The 15,758-nt window shown below is 46.5% G+C and carries 9 protein-coding genes; 7 read left to right on the forward strand and 2 right to left on the reverse strand.

Translation table 11 applies throughout. The features are described 5' to 3' along the window. Positions 1–153: 153 nt before the first annotated feature. Positions 154–1,230 (reverse strand): recombinase RecA, encoded by a 1,077-nt coding sequence (recA, locus tag H6571_15345; GenBank protein MCB9325114.1) that lies wholly within the window; start codon positions 1,228–1,230, stop codon positions 154–156. Between the two features lie 150 nt (positions 1,231–1,380). Further along, entirely contained in the window at positions 1,381–1,617 is a 237-nt protein-coding gene (locus H6571_15350; protein MCB9325115.1) for a hypothetical protein, read from the reverse strand. 382 nt (positions 1,618–1,999) lie between these two features. Here H6571_15350 and H6571_15355 point away from each other — a divergent pair, with 382 nt between their 5' ends. The 7 genes from H6571_15355 to H6571_15385 all read left to right on the forward strand — a co-directional run bounded on the left by H6571_15355 (position 2,000) and on the right by H6571_15385 (position 15,709). Continuing rightward, positions 2,000–2,221: a T9SS type A sorting domain-containing protein gene (locus tag H6571_15355; protein MCB9325116.1), complete on the forward strand. Its 222-nt coding sequence runs from the start codon at positions 2,000–2,002 to the stop codon at positions 2,219–2,221. A gap of 165 nt (positions 2,222–2,386) precedes the next feature. Continuing rightward, on the forward strand, positions 2,387–3,853 hold the full coding sequence (gene dacB / locus H6571_15360) for a D-alanyl-D-alanine carboxypeptidase/D-alanyl-D-alanine-endopeptidase (protein MCB9325117.1): 1,467 nt from the start codon (positions 2,387–2,389) through the stop codon (positions 3,851–3,853). Positions 3,854–3,887: 34 nt separating this feature from the next. Beyond that, positions 3,888–5,975: a glycoside hydrolase family 97 protein gene (locus H6571_15365; GenBank protein MCB9325118.1), complete on the forward strand. Its 2,088-nt coding sequence runs from the start codon at positions 3,888–3,890 to the stop codon at positions 5,973–5,975. 221 nt (positions 5,976–6,196) lie between these two features. After that, on the forward strand, positions 6,197–10,285 hold the full coding sequence (locus H6571_15370; GenBank protein MCB9325119.1) for a DUF4968 domain-containing protein: 4,089 nt from the start codon (positions 6,197–6,199) through the stop codon (positions 10,283–10,285). A gap of 266 nt (positions 10,286–10,551) precedes the next feature. Next, on the forward strand, positions 10,552–11,193 hold the full coding sequence (locus H6571_15375) for a hemolysin III family protein (GenBank protein MCB9325120.1): 642 nt from the start codon (positions 10,552–10,554) through the stop codon (positions 11,191–11,193). A gap of 597 nt (positions 11,194–11,790) precedes the next feature. Next, the gene (locus H6571_15380; GenBank protein ID MCB9325121.1) at positions 11,791–15,180 is read left to right on the forward strand and encodes a hypothetical protein; all 3,390 of its coding nucleotides are present in this window, start codon (positions 11,791–11,793) and stop codon (positions 15,178–15,180) included. Positions 15,181–15,226: 46 nt separating this feature from the next. Continuing rightward, positions 15,227–15,709 carry a T9SS type A sorting domain-containing protein gene (locus tag H6571_15385; protein MCB9325122.1) on the forward strand — a complete coding sequence of 161 codons (483 nt, stop codon included), beginning with the start codon at positions 15,227–15,229 and terminating at the stop codon, positions 15,707–15,709. The last annotated feature ends 49 nt before the right edge of the window (positions 15,710–15,758 follow it).

A 15,758-nucleotide genomic window follows, 5' to 3' on the forward strand; every position in this document is an offset into this window, starting at 1 on the left:
TCGGGATTAAAAAGATGATTTGCCTTTTTATGGTCATACCATTTGTTGGCTAAAACAATGCAAGGTAGGGAAAAAAAATGAGGCCTGCTAAACTTCGATCCGTTTAGCAGGCCTTCCTGAAAGCAAAATTTTTATTTAAAATTCTTTCAAATATTATTCTATTCCGTTTGAAGAAATGGACTCTTCCTCTTCCACATCGTCTTTTTTCCTTTTTACCGGTGCACCCATTATTTTTTCTTTGATCTTTTTTTCGATTTCGATGGCCACTTCCGGATTGTCTTCAAGGAATTGTTTTGCTCCCTCACGTCCCTGGGCAATTTTAGCATCCTGGTAGCTGTACCAGGCACCACTTTTGCCGATGATGTCTGTGTCTACTCCAAGATCAACGATTTCCCCGACTTTAGAAATGCCCACTCCGAAAACAATATCAAATTCCGCAACACGGAAGGGAGGAGCTACTTTATTTTTAACGACTTTCACTTTTACGTGATTGGCGATGACATTACCTTCTTTATCTTTAATGGCCGCTCCTGATTTACGGATGTCCAGCCGCTGGGAGGCATAGAATTTCAAGGCGTTTCCACCGGTGGTCGTTTCAGGATTACCAAACATGACACCGATCTTTTCACGCAACTGGTTGATGAAAATGCAGCAGCAACCGGTACGGCCGATACTTCCCGTCAACTTACGCATGGCCTGGGACATCAATCTTGCCTGCAAACCCATTTTGGAATCCCCCATTTCTCCTTCGATCTCACTTCTTGGAACGAGGGCTGCTACAGAGTCGACAACGATGATGTCAATAGCTCCTGAGCGGATCAGGTTCTCGGTAATTTCCAGGGCCTGCTCACCGTTATCGGGCTGAGAGATCAGGAGGTTATCGGTATCTACGCCCAATGCTTCAGCATAGGTTCGGTCAAAAGCGTGTTCCGCGTCGATGAAGGCCGCTACCCCTCCTTGTTTCTGGCATTCGGCAATGGCATGGATGGCCAGGGTCGTTTTTCCGGAAGACTCAGGGCCATAAATTTCAATTATCCTTCCTTTGGGGAATCCATTTACGCCTAAAGCAATATCGAGACCAAGGGAACCGGAAGGAATGGAGTCCACTTCCACCACCTGTTTGTCGCCGAGGCGCATTACCGTTCCCTTTCCATAAGTTTTTTCAATCCGGTCAACGGCAAGTTCGAGTGCTTTTAATTTGGCTGCTTTATCTTTTTCTGTGTCTGCCATGGTTGCTGTTTTTAACTTTTTGTTTTATTATGGAGGTAAAAATAAATAAATTGTTATTTAAATCCAAATTTATTTCTAAAATAAATAAAAAAAGTCTTTAGCGGATTGCTCTGCTAAAGACTTTTTTCGTAAAATAATCTTTGTTTTCAATTAAGCCAACTCTTCGAGTGCCGTCTCTTTGCTGTAATTCAAAATGCTTTGAATGGAGGTCTTAGAAGGCTCAAACTTTACTTTAGGCAATTGTTGAAAAGCGTACAACAGCTCTGAAAATTCTTCGCGCAACAAATAGTTGTCAATGAGTTCTTCATTGATGGCGCGCCTTTCAGCAGATGTTGTTTCGTGGTAAAGGTATTTTACTAATAATTCAGATGTAAAGTTTTGCTGCATATAGCGGATTTGTTTGATTAAAAAATTCAACTATAAAACTTACTTAGCCAAATAATTATTGCCCCGGGCTATTTTTTTTATCCTCAAAGGCTGTTAAAGTTATTTTTTAACTTAAAAAACACAGCCTGATCTGTGAGACCGGGTTTCAAAATTTCAAAACAATTGGATTGCTTCTGGTTTTCTATTAAATTCCTAGGCCAGTTGCGCCTATGTAGGTTTATTTACGGAAAGTAATAATGTAAACACCACAACCACAGCCGTATTCGACAATGCTTCCGTCACCGGAACAGTCAACCCGGGATTCAGTGCGGCCATCCAGGGGCCACCCCCTATCGGAGTCGATGATGTTCAAAAAACAGGGTTCAACCTGTACCCCAACCCGGTGAGTGATGTGTTGAACATTGACCTGGATAAACTGCCAGAAACATCCATCACGATAGAAGTTTTGGATATCAACGGACGCCTGGTTTACCGGGCAGATTATGACCTGGAGGTTCCAACCATACAACTTGACCTGAATAGTATGAACCTTCCTTCCGGATTGTACCTGATGAATGTTCGCACCGGAGATGAAGTGATGAGCAAGCGGTTTGTGAAGGAATAAAATAAAGGGACATTTCCCTGCCCGATTCATTTAAAAAGGGAATCGGTGATCGTGCATAGATCATTTTGAGTTTTCCCGGATTTTGCCTTAGGGTGGAATCCGGGATTTTTTTTATGGTATTAAGTATATTTCGTAAATTTGGAACATACAAAATCCACCCTCACCATGAGCAAAATATTTTGGGCTTCCCTTTTTTTTATCCTTTGGTTAATGCCAATTTCATCAGCGCAGCAATCGACTTTTCAAACCCACCTCAATACCCTGGCCAAAGACCCCATCCTGAAACACGCCTCCTTCGGGGTCAGCATCATCGATGTTGAAAGCGGCAAAGTGCTGGCCGAACTCAACCCCGGGCAAAGCCTCATCCCGGCTTCTATTCTCAAACTTGTCACCACTTCCACCGCCGCGGCCATTCTTGGTAACGATTATCGATTCAAAACAGAACTGCAATACAGCGGCGATATCGACCAACAAGGCAACCTCAAAGGCAGTCTTTACATAAAAGGTTACGGAGATCCTACCCTGGGTTCTCCAGAATGGGAGGAAGCGTCCTCCATGGAAGAGGTTTTAAGTCAGTTCAAAAATGCCATCCTGAAAAAAAATATCCAGTGCATCGAAGGGTACATTGTCGGGGATGCTTCCTGGTTTGGCAGCGAGGTCAACGGGCCGGACTGGCCGTGGATCGACCTGGGCAATTATTATGCTGCCGGGGTCTGGGGACTCAATTTTCATGAAAATTTATACTACCTGAATTTGTTGCAAAACCCGGTACTGGATGAAAGCCCGCGCATTCAGAGTATAGAACCCGAAGTCGAAAACCTTGCTTTTTACAATGAACTGAAATCCGGAGCCAAAGGCAGTGGCGACAATGCCTATATCTTTGGCGCCCCATATTCCTACGACCGGTATATCCGGGGAACCATTCCTGCCGGTACCGGTCAATTTACCGTAAAAGGATCTCTCCCCGACCCACCTCTTTTTGCGGCCCAACAGCTATGGAAAACTATGGCGAACATAAATATCCATGCTTCAAAGGGTGCAACGACCGACCGGATCCTTCAAATTCCGCTCGACCAAAACCGAAAGATACTATACACCCATTATGCTCCCGATCTTAAAACCATCATTGCCCGAACGAATATTAAAAGCGTCAACCTCTATTGCGAAGCCATGTTAAAAGCGCTGGGAAAAAAGGAAACCGGAGCCGGTTCAGAAGCAAAAAAAGGCATCGAGGTCATTCGTACCTTTTGGGAAGAAAGGGGCCTGTCTTTTGACGGTGTCAACCTCGCTGATGGAGCCGGGTTATCCAGGACCAACCTCGTGACGGCAGGGTTTATGACCGCTTTGCTTCGAAAAACAGCCCTCGACACCAAAATCAACAAAACTATTTACGACTCCCTGCCCGTGGCAGGAAAGTCCGGAAACATGAAATACTACCTCAAAGGAACGGTGGCCGAAGGGAACATTCATTCCAAAACCGGGACCATGGAAAATGTGCGTTCCTTCGCAGGTTATGCCACCAATAAACAGGGGAAAAGGCTGGCTTTTTGTATCATTGTGAATAACCACAACTGCTCGACCAGTGTATTGAGAAAAAAACTTCAACCGCTTATGGTTGCTATGTGTAATTAATTAAAAAATGCTTATCATTTAAAACAATACAGATATGCGATTTCAATCTTTAACATTACTGACCATCCTGGGATTATTCATTTCAGGATGCGGAAAAAAGGGTGATTCCGAAACGCCGGCCACCCGAATTACTTCACCCAACGGATCCATTGCCATAGCCGTATCCCTCGACTCTGCCGGGCACATCCTGTATGCCGTCAACAAGGGAGAAATGGCCGTGATCAAACCTTCCGGACTGGGGTTTGAATTCAAAGACTGGCCGGCCATGGATGCAGGGTTTGAAATAACCGGCTCCACCGGAACCACCATCGATGAAACCTGGGAAATGCCCTGGGGGGAACAACAGTCTGTCAGAAACAACTGTAATGAACTTGTCGTAAATTTTGAAGAATCCGGCGAACCAGGCAGGAAATTAAACCTCATCTTTCGGGCTTATGACGATGGGGTGGCTTTCCGTTATGAGATCCCTCAACCCGAAGGCATGGACTCTGTCATCATCATGGATGAGAACACGGCCTTCCAGCTTACCGGCAACCACAAATGCTGGTGGATTCCCGGCGATTGGGACATCTATGAACATTTGTACAACACCACAGATTTTTCAGGTATCGATGCCATCAGCAAACGCAACCACCCTAACCTGGCCCAGACGTATATTCCCGAAAATGCAGTCAACACACCGGTAACGATGAAAACGGCTGACGGGCTGTACCTGTCCTTCCACGAAGCCAACCTGACCAATTATTCGGGCATGACGCTCAAAGTGGACCCTGAACATTTTAAAATGACCAGCGAACTGGTAGGCTCCGACATCACGGGGTACAAGGCCAAAGTGCCCCTGCCATTCAAAACACCCTGGCGGACCATCCAGATCTCTGAAAAAGCAGCTGACCTCATCAATTCCAAACTGATCCTCAACGTAAACGAACCCAACAAACTGGGGGATGTTTCCTGGTTTAAACCCAAAAAGTACGTCGGCATCTGGTGGGAAATGCACCTTGGCAAATCCAGTTGGGATATGGCGAGTGGCAAACATGGTGCCACCACCCAGAATGCCAAAAGCTTCATCGACTTCGCCGCGGCAAACAACATAGGCGGCCTGTTGGTGGAAGGCTGGAACACCGGCTGGGAACACTGGATCGGTTTTGAAGACCGGGAAGGCGTTTTTGATTTCGTCACTCCATACCCGGATTACGACCTGGAGGAAGTGGTGCGTTATGCCAATGAAAAAGGAGTGGAGATCATCATGCACCACGAAACATCTGCCGCGCCGAGGACTTACGACCTGCAGATGGATACGGCTTACGCCCTGATGCAAAAACTGGGCATCCACAGCGTAAAAACCGGTTACGTAGGAAAAATCATTCCAAAGGGAGAATACCACCACGGGCAATGGATGGTCAACCATTACCGCCGGGCCATTGAAACCGCTGCCAAATACGATGTGGCCGTCAATGCCCACGAGCCCATTAAGGATACCGGTATCCGCAGAACCTACCCCAATGCCATTTCCCGGGAAGGCTTGCGCGGACAGGAATTCAATGCCTGGGCAACCGATGGAGGCAATCCTCCCGAACACCTGCCTATCATAGCCTTTACCCGAATGCTTGCCGGACCTATCGATTATACGCCCGGGATTTTCAAAATTAAATTGGCTCCTTACAAACCCGACAACCAGGTCAACACCACGCTGGCTCAGCAACTGGCCTTGTATGTAGTCATCTACAGTCCCATCCAAATGGCGGCCGACCTCATCGAGCATTATGAAGGTCAGCCCGGCCTTCAATTCATCCGCGACGTGGGTGTCGATTGGGAAACGTCCATCGCCCTCGACGGAGAGCCTGGTGATTTTGTGACCATCGCCCGCAAGGAAAAAGGCACCGGCAACTGGTTCCTCGGAAGCATCACGGACGAAAATCCGCGGCAGGAATCCATCGTCCTTGACTTCCTGGATAAAGACAAAAAATACACTGCCCGGATCTATGCCGATGGCGACAATGCCCACTGGGACAACAATCCAACCGACCTGAAGATTACCGAAATGGAGGTGGATGCGACGACTGTGCTGGATGTGAAACTGGCTGCCGGCGGGGGAGTGGCGGTGAGTATTTTGGTGAAGTAAATAGAAAAATTTAACCGCGGAGTGCGCTAAGAATTCATTGCGAACTCCGCGCCTCCTTTGCGCCCTCCGCGGTTAAACAAACCTCCCGTCTCTAAACTTTACCGTGCAAAAAGTACTTCTCCCATAAGAAAGTGTAATTTTTACACGAAATGTGCCTTTGGTAACCTTTTTAGTTTTTATATTTGTTTCCAATCTATACCAAAGTATCAAAATCAAAAGACATGAAAAAACTCAGTTTACTCCTACTGATTTTATTGAACCTCACCTTTCTCGGGGCTCAAATCACCTTATCCCCTGAGAAGCCAGGATTTTCCGAACTCGTCACCCTGACTTATGATGCCACCCAGGGCAATGGGGCACTTGAAAACTACAAAGGAGACATTTATGCGCACACCGGACTGATCACCAATCAAAGTTCAAGCGCCGGAGACTGGAAAAATGTAGTAGCCGATTGGGGACAAAATCTGCCAAAACTAAAACTGCAACGCACCGGTAAAAACACTTACCAACTAAAATTTAAAATTTCCGAACTCTACGGTATTCCACCGGACGGGGGCGTGGCGGCATTGTGTTTCGTCTTTCGCAATGAAGATGGCAGCAAAGTAGGGAAAGCATCAGGCGATAAAGATATCTTTTACTTCTTCAAAAATCTGACCTTCAAAAAACCACCGGTCACCTTCAAAGCGTCCCATGCCAAAGAACCGGAATGGGCAAAATATGCCACCATTTACGAGGTGAACGTACGGCAATATTCTCCGGAAGGCACTTTCGAGGCTTTCTCAAAACACCTGCCCCGCCTCCGGGAAATGGGCGTGGATATCCTCTGGTTTATGCCCATTCAACCCATTGGGGAGAAAAACCGGAAAGGCTCCCTTGGCTCCTATTATTCCATAAAAGATTATAAAGGCATCAACCCTGAATTCGGCACCATCGAAGATTTTAAAAAGCTTGTTGACAAATGTCACGGCATGGGGTTCAAAGTGGTGCTCGACTGGGTGGGCAATCACTCTGCCTGGGATAGTGAATGGATCGACCGGCATCCTGATTGGTACGTACATGATGAAAACGGAGCGATCGTCGCTCCTTTTGACTGGACGGATGTGGCCAAACTCAACTACGACATGTATTACATGCGGGAAGCGATGACCGATGCCATGATGTATTGGGTGAAAGATATTGATATCGATGGCTTCCGTTGTGATGTAGCCGGAGAGGTGCCTTTGGATTTTTGGGAAGCTATTCGCCGCGATCTGGATGAGGTCAAACCGATCTGGATGGTCGCTGAGAATGCCGACCAGATGTGGCTGATGAACAAAGCTTTCAATGCCAATTACGGCTGGCCTTTCCATCACCAGATGAATGAGATCGCCAAAGGCAAAGCGACGGCCAGTTCTCTTTTTGAGATTTTTGATGCCATGGAACAATATTATCCTAAAGGCGCTTACCCCATGCAATTCGTCACCAACCACGACGAGAATAGCTGGAGTGGCACCATTTTCGAAAGATTGGGAGAGGGCAATATGGCTTTTACGGTACTATCATTTACCATGCCGGGCATCCCCCTGATTTATTCGGGCCAGGAAGCTGGAATGAGGAAGCGACTTAAATTCTTCGACAAAGACACCATCGACTGGTCCAGTGAATGGTACCTCCCGTTTTACAAACAACTCAACCAGTTAAAAGCAGAAAATCCCGCCCTGTGGAACGGCAACGCCGGAGGCTGGATCAAAAAAATCCCTAATGATAAGGAAGATTATGTCATCTCTTTCAGCCGGGAGCAGGGCAATAATAAAGTCGTGACCATCATCAACCTTTCGGGCGAAGAGCAATTGACTACCGTTCAGGTGGGTGCGAATGAAGGCATTTACAAAGAGTACTTTACGGGCGAGTCAAAGGTTTTAACCAAGCGTACGAAAATCAAACTTACTCCCTGGCAATACCAGGTACTTGTTTTTGAAAAAGAAGCACCTACCCACGACAGGAGTTTTCAATCCGCAGAAAAATTACCCGATGGTATCCGAATCGCCACTTCTGACGGAACCATTGATATGACCGCTTTTTCTGAAAGCACCCTGCAGGTGGTCTTTACCCCGGTAGGAGAAGAAAACCCTCCGTCCTATGCCATAGACGGCCATCCGTCCAAAGTCAGGGATGATTACCGGGAGGATGCCAACTCCATCTTTTATGAAACGGATGGCATCAGTGTGACCATCAATAAATCGCCTTTCAACATTTCGTATAGTTACAAAAACAAACCGCTGTTTTCCGAAGAAAAAGGATATTTTGACAATGGCGTTTACAAAGGATTCCGTTTTAACCTGGACGAAACTGAAAAACTGACCGGCGGCGGCGAGCGCGTTTTAGGCATGGATCGTCGCGGGCACCGGTTACAGTTGTACAACAAAGCCAGTTATGGCTTCGAGACCCATGCGGACCTGATGTATTATTCTCTACCCATCGTCATTTCCTCCAAAAAATATATGGTCATTTTTGACAACGGGGCAAATGGCTGGATGGATCTCGGCGCTACGGAAAACAATATCCTTTCCTTTGAAGCCGTCGGAGGGCGAATGAGTTATCTCATCGCCGCAGCGGATGAATGGGGCAAGCTGGCCGGCAACTACACCAGCCTTACCGGCCGTCAGCCCATGACCCCGCGCTGGGCCCTGGGAAACATTGCCTCCCGAATGGGGTACCATTCCCAAAAACAAGTGGAAAGCGTGGTCGATAAATACCTGGAAGATGATATTCCTCTGGATGCCATCGTTTTGGATCTTTACTGGTTTGGCAAGGAATTACAAGGCACATTAGGCCGGCTTGAATGGTATCGCGATTCCTTCCCACAGCCCGAGAAAATGATGGCCGATATTAAAGCAAAAGGAGTCAAAACCATTTTGATTACCGAACCTTTCATCATTAAAAACCAGGGGTATTATGATTACGTGGTAAAAAATAAACTGGCCGGGCTCAACGCAAAAGGCGAGCCTTACCATTATGACTTCTACTTTGGGAACACCCTTCTGCTCGACATCTTTAAACCCGAAACGCGCCAATGGTTTTGGGATATTTACAAAAGACATACGGCCTCCGGCGTGGATGGCTGGTGGGGTGATTTAGGAGAACCTGAAGTGCATCCGGCAGACCTGCTTCACGTAAACGGGCGTGCCGACGATGTGCACAATCTTTACGGTCATGAATGGGCGAAAACCATCTTTGACGGCTTTGCAAAAGATTTTCGTAACAGGCGGCCTGTCATCCTCATGCGGTCCGGATTTGTGGGATCACAGCGATACGGCATGTTGCCCTGGACAGGAGATGTCAATCGCAGTTGGGGCGGTTTCAAACCCCAGGTAGAACTGGGCATCACCATGGGCATGCAAGGGTTGGGTTATACCCATTCAGACCTGGGCGGTTTTGCGGGAGATTACAAAGATGCGGAGCTGTACCGGCGCTGGTTGCAATATGGCGTTTTCCAGCCCATCTACAGAACTCATGCGCAGGAAGAAGTACCGGCCGAACCCATCTATTGGGACGATGCCACGAAAAATAATGTAAGGCGATACATCAAACTTCGTTACGCTTTGATGCCTTACAACTATACCCTCGCTTATGAAAATGCCACCACTGGCCTGCCGATGATGCGGCCATTGTTCTACATGGAAGACCGTCCGGAATTGTTCAATGAAAAGGATACCTATCTCTGGGGCGACAATTTCCTCGTCAGCCCCGTCACAGAAAAAGGAGCTAAAAAACAGCGTATCTATTTCCCGAAAGGGGCCCGCTGGTTCGATTTCTGGAATGGCAAAACCTATGAAGGCGGACAGGAAATTAATTTCGACATCGATCCTGAGAACACGCCGGTTTTTGTCAAAGCAGGTTCCTTCATTCCGATGGTACCTGTGTTTCAAAGTATGAAGGATTATACTTCTGAAAAACTGTCCGTTCACTACTATCATGATGATAGTATAACCAAAAGTGATGGTTTTATGTACGAGGATGACGGGGAAACCAAAGAGGCTTATTTCAAAAAGATGTATGAGATCATTCGCTTCGATTCTTATTTCAGGGGCGGCATTTTGCAGCTTTCATCCAAAACAGAAGGGTTTGATTACAAGGGCAAACCGGAAAGTAGGGAAGTGACTTTTGTGGTACACAACGTGAAAACAAAACCAGCATCGGTGACAATTGGCGGGCAGAAGCTGACGGTAAAAGTTACCGGAACGGATGGAGCCATCTGGGATGAAAGGGCCGGATTGTTGAGTGTTACCGGAAGAATGAAAGAAAATTTAGTCTGTGAAATTCAGTTTTGATGGAGGGTAAAATGGCTTTTTTGGGGAAAGATCTATCCTTGAATTTGTTAAAATACAAACGTATTTTTACATTAATATTGTTAAAATACAAACGTATTTTTACGAAATTGATCTCTCTTCCTCTTTATCTCGTTCATGAATTTCGGAGATTTTTATAAAGTGTCCAGCGGTAAATAAATTATTTAAACAGGCCATTTTTACAATTAATCCCAGGGCAAACCGTTTTTACTGCTGAGCAAAAAACGGAGTCAAAAACAAAATCTAATATGGCCGCCATTCAATCAAAAACATACGCCCCCAAAGAAGAACTTTGGAACGTCATCACGCACGGTTTTGGCCTTTTATTAAGCATAGGAGCCCTGGTGATCCTGGTGGTTTATGCAAGCCTTTATCAATCCATTTGGCATATCGTGAGCTTTAGTATTTATGGCGCCAGCCTGGTCATTTTGTATTTTGCTTCCACGATTTTTCACGCTTCAAAGCATCCCAAATGGAGGCTGCGTCTAAACGTCTTCGACCATTCTGCGATATACCTTTTGATTGCCGGAACCTACACCCCGCTTTTGCTGGTCACTTTACGAGGGCCCTGGGGCTGGAGTCTATTCGGTGTAGTTTGGGGGCTGGCTGTCGTTGGTATCATCTTCAAGTTGTTTTTTACAGGAAGGTTTGATAAGGTCAGTACACTGGCTTATGTGATCATGGGTTGGTTAGTCCTGATTGCCATCTATCCACTGATCATGCGACTTGCCGTACCGGGTTTGATCTGGCTTTTGATTGGGGCCATTTTTTATTCGGTTGGAGCCATTTTTTACCTGCGGAACAAGATGGCATTTAACCACACCATTTTCCATATTTTCGTTTTGCTGGGCAGTGTCAGTCACTTTTTTTGCATTTTCTTTTATGTTTGATTTTTGTCGGGATTAAAATATATAAAATCAAAAAACGTCAATCGGGGCAGAAACAGCCTGTTCATGGAAATGATCCCGATTTTGCCCACTAAAATGAATACTCTGGTTGCCATATCATGTTTCAGCCCGTGGTTCATGCTTTTAACATCCTGTTTCCGTGCTTACCCAATCTTTCGTCGAAAATACAATAAAATACGGGTTGCTTTTTCGATAAAAAAAAGGTAATTTATGGTTCTGTTTTAATGAGTCTGAAATAGTCTCTTTTATTTGATACAGAATGATGCCCCCGCCCTTCCGACACCCGGTCGATCCAGGATAGAACAATCAGGACGAATTTATTCCTGGGAACATCCATTGTAAAGTAATTCATTCTATTACTCAACAGCGCCCAATTTCATACCCATCTTGACATCAATTCCCCCCGGCTCAAATGTACCGTTGTCAAAATAGTTTTTAAAGGGGGATTATGAATATTCGAACGGTATTGTTGTTGATAATTCAAAGCGTTAAAAAAACGCTTAAGGATATAATTCTATCAACCGGTGTGCAGAGCGGTGGCATTGGGTGCCGCTGCTGGCAGCCATAAATCCTGATCTAATGAAACGGCAACTTTCCATTATTTTTACCGGTATTTTTTTGACTTTTTTCTTTTGCTCTTATGGGCAGGTGCCCCAGAGCATCAATTACCAGGCTGTTGTCAGAGACAATGATTTCATTCCCGTCACCGATCAACTGGTAAGTCTCCGGATTAGTATTCTTCGGGAATCACCCGGAGGAGATCCTGTATATATTGAGTCGCACCAGGTCAATTCCAACAGTTTCGGTTTGATAAATTTAAAAATTGGTGAAGGAGAGACCGTATCCGGTACCTTCACTGCTATCGACTGGAGTGCTGACGAATTCTTTTTAAAAATCGAGCTTGACCCTGAGGGAGGGAACAACTTTTTACCAATAGGAATCAGCCAGTTGATTTCCGTACCTTATGCATTACATGCGCAAACGGCCGAATTTGTGGACGATGCCGATGCGGATCCGGCAAATGAAATACAGACATTGTCGTTTAATATCAATAACAATGAATTGTCCATTTCAGGAGGAAACACCATTACCATTCCTTCCGGCGGCACGGATGCCGACCCTGATCCGACCAATGAGATACAGACCCTTTCCAAAACAGGAAATAGCATCACGCTTTCGCTGAATGGTGGCACGGTCACTGACGAAGTAGATGATGCCGACCCCGACCCGAGTAATGAGATACAGACCCTTTCCAAAACAGGGAATAGCATCTCGCTTTCGCAGAATGGGGGCTCGGTCACCGATGAAGTAGATGACGCCGACCCCGATCCGGTCAATGAAATCCAGACCCTTTCCAAAGCAGGGAATACCATCACGCTTTCGCAAAACGGCGGTTCCGTTATGGATGAGGTAGATGATGCTGATGCGGACCCCGACAACGAAATTCAAACCCTTTCCAAAACAGGGAATAGCATCACGCTTTCGCAAAATGGCGGTACTGTCACAGATGAAGTAATTGATGCGGATGCGGATCCCACCAACGAAATTCAAACCCTTGGCCTAAATGGCAACATCCTCAGTATTACCAACGGGAACAGCGTCAGTCTGAACGCAACGACACCCTGGATCAGCTTTGCCAATGGCATATATTACGACCAGGGAGAAGCCTGGGTCGGTAATGCAGGAATGGCACCGGGTTTAAAAATGACGCAATCCGGGATGAGTGTTTTGGGCACCAGCAACACCTCCTCTTTGACCACCACCGCATTGCTCCTTGAAGAAGGAGGAGCCATGCGAGCCAGGTTATCTACCGGACTTATGGAGTTTTGGGATGGTACCGGGCAATATACCACTGCTATTGGAGGTTTTCCTGGATTCATGGGAACTTATTACGGGGGCAATCCGGTCAGCGCCATAGGACTGAATGCAGGAAATTCAGGAGCGATAGGACTTTATAACCCTTCAGGTAATTTAAATGTCAACATCACCAGTGTTGTCGGACAACCGGATGCCGGCCTGATAGACGTCAACTTTAACGGAGCCGTCCGTGCCAGGATGTCCGCCAATAGTGAAGACGCCGGGTATTTTTATTCCTATGGCCCTTCCAATATTTACAATACCTACCACGGTTACGTGGCAGGATATCCTAACATCGGGGCATTTTACGCTGCACAAAATGGCAATCTCAGGTCAAAAGTGACAAGCAACCTGGAAGACGCTGGAGAGATCATAACTTTCGGTCCTTCTTCCGAAAATGTCAAAATAAGCAATCCTCCGGGACTGCCCCAGACAGGTAAAATAGCGCTGTATCACTTGAATAAATTGACCAGTGTTCTATCCATCGATGCTCAAAATGATGCAGGAGCTATGGCCACTTACAACCCTTCAGATGACCTGAATGTCATGCTTTCTACCTACGCGCCGGCCTCACCGGACCAGGGAGCTGTCCGGGTCTTTGGCGACGGAGTTGAAAAGGTTGCTTTACTGGCAAAGGACGACGGCACCGGTGCTGTCGAGGTCAGGGGCCCCGCATCGGAAACGATTGTCAATATTGGAGCCGACTCGACTGACCCTGAAAGCGGTAAAATTGAAGTGCTCAATGACTATGATGCAAAAGTGACCCTGAGTGTTACCAATGAGGGAGCGGGGGCTTTGACTTCAAAAGGGCTGGCAGGAAATAAAACCGTGGAAATCACCCCTCCTCTCGGCCAGCCGAATGCCGGAGGGTTAGGGATTTATAGCCCTATGGGCAATGTCAATATTCAGATGGGGGTCACTTTTAATGATCCGGAAGCAGGTACTATCGGAACATTCAAGGATGGATTCCTGGTCAACCTGTTAGACCTTAATCCCGGCAATGCAGGGACCTTCAGCACCTATGGACCCTATGGAAGTCTAAAAACCCTCACCTCTACTTCGACCTTTAATGAGGCGGGCACCTTCCAGACCTACCACAACAATATGGCGTTGACAGACCTGACTACCAGTAATGCCAATGGAGGGTATATCCTTACCTACCTCAACCAACTTCCAATGACTCATCTCACCCACAACGGCGCCGGCGCCGGCGGATTGTGGCTGGCTAATTCCAACAATTTCTATGACGTTACACTGACAACAAATAACGACCCAAGCAACACGGGCGGAATTCTCCAGCTGTTTAAAAACGGCAACGAAAAACTGAAACTGACAACGAGTACCAATGTCGGCATCATACAGGCAAAGGGGGCGGCAGGACAACTCATCACAGATATTTCCAGCCCTAACGGGGATGATAACAGCGGTTGCATCACCCTTTACCATATGGGTTCCATCAGAACTATGGCCTGTAGTAATCAGGATAATGGTGTGATCAAGACCTATGATGACATCTGGCTGGAAAACGTCAACATCAACGCCCTGGCCTCCAATACCAGCCATGGGTATATTTCGGTCAATGACTTCAACGGTATCCCCCAGGCCGGGGCTTATGTGGATGCAGGCGGGCAGGGGATCGTATTTGGTGATGTCAAAAGCTTCCGGATGCCGCATCCCGAAAAAGCCGGCAAGGAAATATGGTATGCAAGTGTGGAAGGCCCTGAGGCGGCGGCTTATGTTCGGGGTACGGGAACCCTGATAGGTGGAAAAGTGACCGTGCAATTCCCTGATCACTTCCGCCTAGTGGCGAACCCTGAAACAATGACCGTAATGATGACTCCTCTTTCCCCGGAATCCAAAGGGCTGTGTGTCACCGGAAAAACCGAAAACGGATTTACGGTTCAGGAATTATGGAAAGGCAAAGGCAATTACGATTTCGACTGGGAAGTAAAATGTGTTCGTAAAGGATATGAAGATTTCAGGGTTATCCGGGATATGGATGAAGCAGCTCCGGCACCAACTCCTTTGCCCAAAAAGATGGACACTGCCGATGGAGGATTGCCCCAACCGGCAGCCACACGGGAATCCCATCGTCCTGTTAAAATGAATTGATGGACATTTTTTAAATCTTCCGCATAAATAATTTAAAACTACAGCCATGCGAAGTACTATCACAATTATCCTGATTTTTGTGGGTGTCATTTTTTCCAAAGCCCAGTTTCTGACACCCGTGGTGATCAGTGGGGCAGGATCTGATGGCAATGCAGGGGATTACCATCTTACCTGGACCCTTGGTGAAGTGGCAATAACCTCCCACATACAACCGGATGTAACCTTATTACAGGGTTTTCACCAACCGGAATACATCATCACCCAGTTGGTTGAAGGCCCGGAAAAAGATTTCAAAATACTGGTCTATCCAAACCCGGTGTCTGATTATATTAATATTGAGGTAACGGGAATAAAGAACCCGTTGAAGTTTGAAATGTACGATTTAGTCGGACTCCTGATCATGAAAGAAGAACTTGAAAATCCTTTCACAAGGATCAATATGGCCACGATTCCCGACGGAGCATATTTGTTCAGGATCAGGAGTGATCTGGATATCATTTCAGGGGTTTGGCGCATCCTCAAATTTTAGAGACCAGTAGCTGTTCAACAACGTGATTTTTAATAATGAACAGGAGTCT

Source organism: Lewinellaceae bacterium (genome assembly GCA_020636105.1).
Lineage (GTDB): Bacteria > Bacteroidota > Bacteroidia > Chitinophagales > Saprospiraceae > BCD1.